Here is a 4,308-nt window from a genome sequence, read left to right as displayed (position 1 = left end):
CTACATGCACTGCGCAAAAGCCTTCATGCGCTCGGATTTGTGGAAGCCGGAAACCTGGTACGACCGCGCGACGCTGCCGACGCTCGGCCAGATCATGCGCGATCAGCTGGCGGTTGCCGATTCCGCCGAGGCGACCGACCGCTGGCTCGACGAGGAATACAAGAAGACGATGTGGTAGTTTTTGCGGACGCGATTCGCGTCTGGACCGATTCCATACCTTGCTGAACATCCTTGCCATTTCCGGCAGCCTGCGCGCGGCCTCCACAAATTCGGCGCTGATCGCCACACTGGCGCGCGAAGCGCCGTCCGGCTGCCGCGTCACCGTCCATGACGGGCTTGGCCGTTTGCCGATCTTCAATCCCGACGATGAAGGCGAGCGGACACCGCTCGAAGCCTCCAAGCTGATCCATGCCGTCAGTCGAGCCGACGGCCTGATCATCTCCTGTCCGGAATATGCCCATGGCGTGCCGGGCGGGCTGAAGAACGCGCTCGACTGGCTGGTCTCGCGCGATGCCGCCGTCGCCAAGCCCGCCATGCTGGTACACGCCTCGCCGCGCTCGCTGTTCGCCCGCGCCGCATTGGCTGAGATCATGCGCACCATGTCGTTCGCGCTTTACGACGATGTGCTGGAGATCGCCCTGCTCGGCAGGAAGCCGCCGGAGGTGGCGGGCATCCTGGCGGCGCCGGCGAACCGGCAGGCGATGCATGATGCACTGAATGCCTTCGCGGAGTTTATCCGCTCGCGTTGAGCGGCGGCCTCTCTTCCTTCTCCCCTTGTGGGTCCGAAGGACGGGGCGAGACCCGTGGCTCGCCCCAGGGTGGTGGCCTCGCGAGCGAGGTCGGATGAGGGATGTTCCAGCTTGGCACTGACGGCAATCCGTCACCCACCCTCAACCGTCTCGGCCTCCCAAAAGGGGAGAAGGAAAGATCGCGCATTACCCCTTTCGCAGCGTCTCCACATCGGTCTTCCCAACGTACCAATCGCGGGCGTTGACCTCTTCAAAAACCACCCAGACATCGTCGTTGCTCAGCCCGGTGGCGTCCATGATGGCCGCGGTGACCTTCTTGGCGATATCCGCCTTCTTGCCCGCCGGATCGGCGGCGATCACTTCCTTGACGATGCGGATGTTGACGAATGGCATTTCTTGTCCTCCCGGGGATGTTCGTGCTCACGACCCGCTTCGATGAAACCGTCGAACGGTCGCCAGTGTTCAACTCTCAGTATGTCTTGGCGCCGTTGACCATCAGCCGCACCATGTAGAGCGACGTGGTGCCGGCGATGTAGAGGCAATTCAGCTTGTTGCCGCCGAACACGCAATTGGCGGTGACTTCCGGCACCTTGACCTTGCCGATCAGCGTGCCGTCCGGATCGTAGCAATGGATGCCATCGGCGGCACTGGTCCAGATGCGGCCGTCCTCGTCGAGCCTGAAGCCGTCGAACAGGCCGGCGGTGCAGTCGGCGAAGACTTTTTCGCCGGAGACTTTCTTGCCGCCCTTGCCGACATTGAACACCCGCATATGCGCCGGATTCTGCGCGCCATGCGTGCGGCCGGTATCGACGACATAAAGCTTGCTCTCGTCCAGCGAGAAGGCGAGGCCGTTGGGCCTGACCATGTCGGTGATGACGGCTTCGAGCTCGCCGGTGCCGGGATCGACCCGGTAGACGTGGCAGGCGCCGATTTCGCTCTCAGCCCTGTCGCCCTCATAATCCGTATCGATGCCGTAGCTTGGATCGGTGAACCAGATGGAACCGTCGGATTTCACCACCGCGTCGTTGGGCGAATTCAGCCGCTTGCCTTTCCATTTGGCCGCGATCGTGGTGACCGAGCCGTCGAACTCGGTGCGGCTGACGCGGCGGCCCGAATGCTCGCAGGTGATCAGCCGGCCCTGCCGGTCGACGGTGTTGCCGTTCGAGTTGCCGGACGGCTGCCGGAAGACGCTGACATTGCCGTCGGTCTCGTCATAACGCAGCATGCGATTGTTGGGGATGTCGGACCAGACGACATAGCGGCCGGCGGCGAACCAGGCCGGCCCCTCCGCCCACTGGCATCCGGTGAACAGCTTCTCGACCTGCGCGTTGCCGTTGAACAGGCGCGCGAAGCGCGGATCGAGAATTTCATAATAGTCTGCGGCCGCCATGCTTTCCTCCCGGCATCAATGACAGGGATCAAGCCAGCCGGAGGGACAGAAGGCAATGTGGGTACGCACAGTGTCCCACAAAAGATCGCTTGCCGGCTCTGCGCATGACGTTAGCGCCGCATTAACCGGCTATGCGTCCAGCGCAATGGTGCATTGCAACATCTTCTTTTTGCAATGCACCATTACTATGTCATGCTTCGTATCGATCAAGGGAGGAAGAAACCGCCGCCGAAATGCGGCGCCAAAAAGGAACCTTGCTATGATCCTCGACAGTCTCATGACCCGCGCTCGCAACAGCATTGCCAAGCGCAAGCACTACAACCGCCTTGTCGCCGAAATCGACAGCTTTTCCAGCCGCGATCTGGCCGACATGCGCGCCGACCGCTCGGAAATGCTCTACCAGATCCACAAGCAGATCTACGGCTGATCTCAAGCCCGATAAGACGCGCCGCCAAGGTGCGTTGAGATTCAGGTCAGGCCGAGTCGAAAACGGTGGTTTCCGAGAACCGGAGCGGAGCGTACTTTTGGTACGCGAGCACCGGAAGCGCAGGAAGCCGCTGTTTGCAGGCCGGCATCACCTGAATATCAATGCGCCGCCAGTGCCTTGTCGATCTGCGGCAACAGCAACGCCTGCACCGTCTCGGGCGTCAGCGGGCCGACATGTTTGTAGGCGATCTTGCCGTCCTTGCCGATGACGAAGGTTTCCGGCACGCCGTAGACGCCCCAGTCGATCGCCGCGCGGCCCGCTTCGTCGACCCCTATCGCCTGGAACGGATTGCCGAGATCGCCGAGGAACCGGCGTGCGTTTTCGGGCCGGTCCTTGTAGTTCAGCGCTGCCATGGTGAAACGCTTATCCTGCGACAACGCCAGAAGCACCGGGTGCTCTTCGCGGCATGGCGCGCACCACGACGCGAAGACGTTGACCAATGTGACCTTGCCGGCGAAGGTTTTCGAATCGAGCCCCGGCAGGTTTGAGCCCTCCAGCGCCGGCAGGCTGGTTTGCGGCGCAGGCAGGCCGATCAGGGCCGACGGCACTTCCGAAGCATCGCGCCCCGACAGCAGTTGCGACAGGAACAGTCCGGCCAGGCCGAGGAAGATCAGCAGCGGCAGAAGCACGAACAGGCGACGACTGGGCGGCGGCGTTTCCGTTTCGGTGCTCATGGCTTGGCGACCTTGTCGGAGCGACGCCTCACGCCGGACGCCTCCAGTTCGGCAAGCTCACGCTTGCGCGCCCGCTGGTCGAGCAGGATCCAGCCGATCAATCCGGCCAGCACCACGGCAGTGATGCCATAGGCGGCGGTCACGTAGAGTGCATGCGCACTCATGCGGCAGGTCCCGCTGAAGTGGGGCCTTCCAAGCCGATCATGTCGCCCAGTCTAGACATGCTTTTCCTTAGCCTCGCTCCGTCGGCTTCGCAATCGGTCGCCGAGCCGCAGTCATACGCTGCGTCAATCCGTGCCATGGCGCAGCGCCAGCGCCGCCGAGACCGGACCCAGCACGCCAAGAAACAGGGTCAGCGCGGCAAGAATGAGGAAGGGCTGCAGAAACGGGTCGGGATTGGCGGTCGCCCCATAGCTTGCCGAAACGCCGAAGATCAGCACCGGGATGGTCAGTGGCAGCACCAGCACCGAGATCAGCAGCCCGCCACGCGGCAGCGCCACCGCCACCGCCGCACCGGCGGCGCCGATGAACGTGATGGCCGGCGTGCCGACCAGCAGCGTCAGCGCCGTGGCGCCGATGCCGAGCGGCTCCATGTTCATGAACAGGCCGAGCAAGGGAGCCGCAATGACCAGCGGCAGCACGCTGCCCGCCCAATGCGCCAGGCATTTCACCAGCACTGTCAGAGCCAGCATATGGCGATCGTTGCCGAGCACCAGGAGATCGAGCGAACCGTCCTCGCGATCGGCCTGGAACAACCGGTCGAGCCCGAGCAGGCAGGACAACAGCGCGCCGATCCACAGGATGGCCGGTCCGATGCGGGCCAGCAGCTTCAGGTCCGGCCCGACCCCGAACGGGATGGTGACGATGACGGCGAGGAAGAAGATGACCCCGGTCAGCGCTCCGCCGCCGGCACGAATGTTGAGGCGGATGTCGCGCAGGAAGAGCGCTAGCATGGTTTGAGATGCTTTCGCCCAGACACCATCAACCGGCTTCCCCCATCCTCAACTC

General features: G+C 63.3%; 7 protein-coding genes and 1 pseudogene. 3 read left to right on the top strand and 5 right to left on the bottom strand.

Annotated features, from left to right (window positions below; translation table 11 throughout):
• Window positions 1–178 (top strand): annotated as a pseudogene (locus EN884_RS40325) (pyridoxamine 5'-phosphate oxidase family protein); the annotation flags it as partial.
• Window positions 179–218: 40 nt separating this feature from the next.
• Window positions 219–749 carry an NADPH-dependent FMN reductase gene (locus EN884_RS27540; protein WP_063169541.1) on the top strand — a complete coding sequence of 177 codons (531 nt, stop codon included), beginning with the start codon at window positions 219–221 and terminating at the stop codon, window positions 747–749.
• 186 nt (window positions 750–935) lie between these two features.
• Here the strand turns inward: EN884_RS27540 and EN884_RS27535 are convergent, their stop codons facing one another.
• The gene (locus tag EN884_RS27535) at window positions 936–1,142 is read right to left on the bottom strand and encodes a 4-oxalocrotonate tautomerase family protein (RefSeq protein WP_013528835.1); all 207 of its coding nucleotides are present in this window, start codon (window positions 1,140–1,142) and stop codon (window positions 936–938) included.
• 76 nt (window positions 1,143–1,218) lie between these two features.
• Window positions 1,219–2,139 carry an SMP-30/gluconolactonase/LRE family protein gene (locus EN884_RS27530; RefSeq protein WP_063169542.1) on the bottom strand — a complete coding sequence of 307 codons (921 nt, stop codon included), beginning with the start codon at window positions 2,137–2,139 and terminating at the stop codon, window positions 1,219–1,221.
• Window positions 2,140–2,398: 259 nt separating this feature from the next.
• On the opposite strand from EN884_RS27530, the gene EN884_RS27525 reads away from it, so the two are divergent.
• Complete coding sequence (locus tag EN884_RS27525) at window positions 2,399–2,566, top strand: hypothetical protein (RefSeq protein WP_013528833.1); 168 nt, start codon at window positions 2,399–2,401, stop codon at window positions 2,564–2,566.
• Window positions 2,567–2,724: 158 nt separating this feature from the next.
• Here EN884_RS27525 and EN884_RS27520 read toward each other — a convergent pair whose 3' ends face one another.
• From EN884_RS27520 to ccmB, 3 genes are all read right to left on the bottom strand, one after another.
• Window positions 2,725–3,300, bottom strand: coding sequence for a DsbE family thiol:disulfide interchange protein (locus EN884_RS27520; protein ID WP_063169543.1), 576 nt, complete (start codon window positions 3,298–3,300; stop codon window positions 2,725–2,727).
• The gene (gene ccmD, locus EN884_RS27515; protein WP_013528831.1) at window positions 3,297–3,464 is read right to left on the bottom strand and encodes a heme exporter protein CcmD; all 168 of its coding nucleotides are present in this window, start codon (window positions 3,462–3,464) and stop codon (window positions 3,297–3,299) included. Before ccmD ends, EN884_RS27520 begins: the two co-directional genes overlap by 4 nt.
• A 123-nt stretch (window positions 3,465–3,587) precedes the next feature.
• On the bottom strand, window positions 3,588–4,253 hold the full coding sequence (ccmB, locus tag EN884_RS27510) for a heme exporter protein CcmB (RefSeq protein WP_024504965.1): 666 nt from the start codon (window positions 4,251–4,253) through the stop codon (window positions 3,588–3,590).
• Window positions 4,254–4,308 lie beyond the last annotated feature (55 nt).

Origin of the sequence: Mesorhizobium sp. M7A.F.Ca.AU.001.01.1.1, assembly GCF_004022735.1 — a bacterium.
In the GTDB taxonomy this organism is placed as follows: Bacteria; Pseudomonadota; Alphaproteobacteria; order Rhizobiales; family Rhizobiaceae; genus Mesorhizobium; species Mesorhizobium ciceri.
Note: the sequence above shows the minus strand (reverse complement) of the source record. Positions and strands in the feature narration are given on the sequence as shown.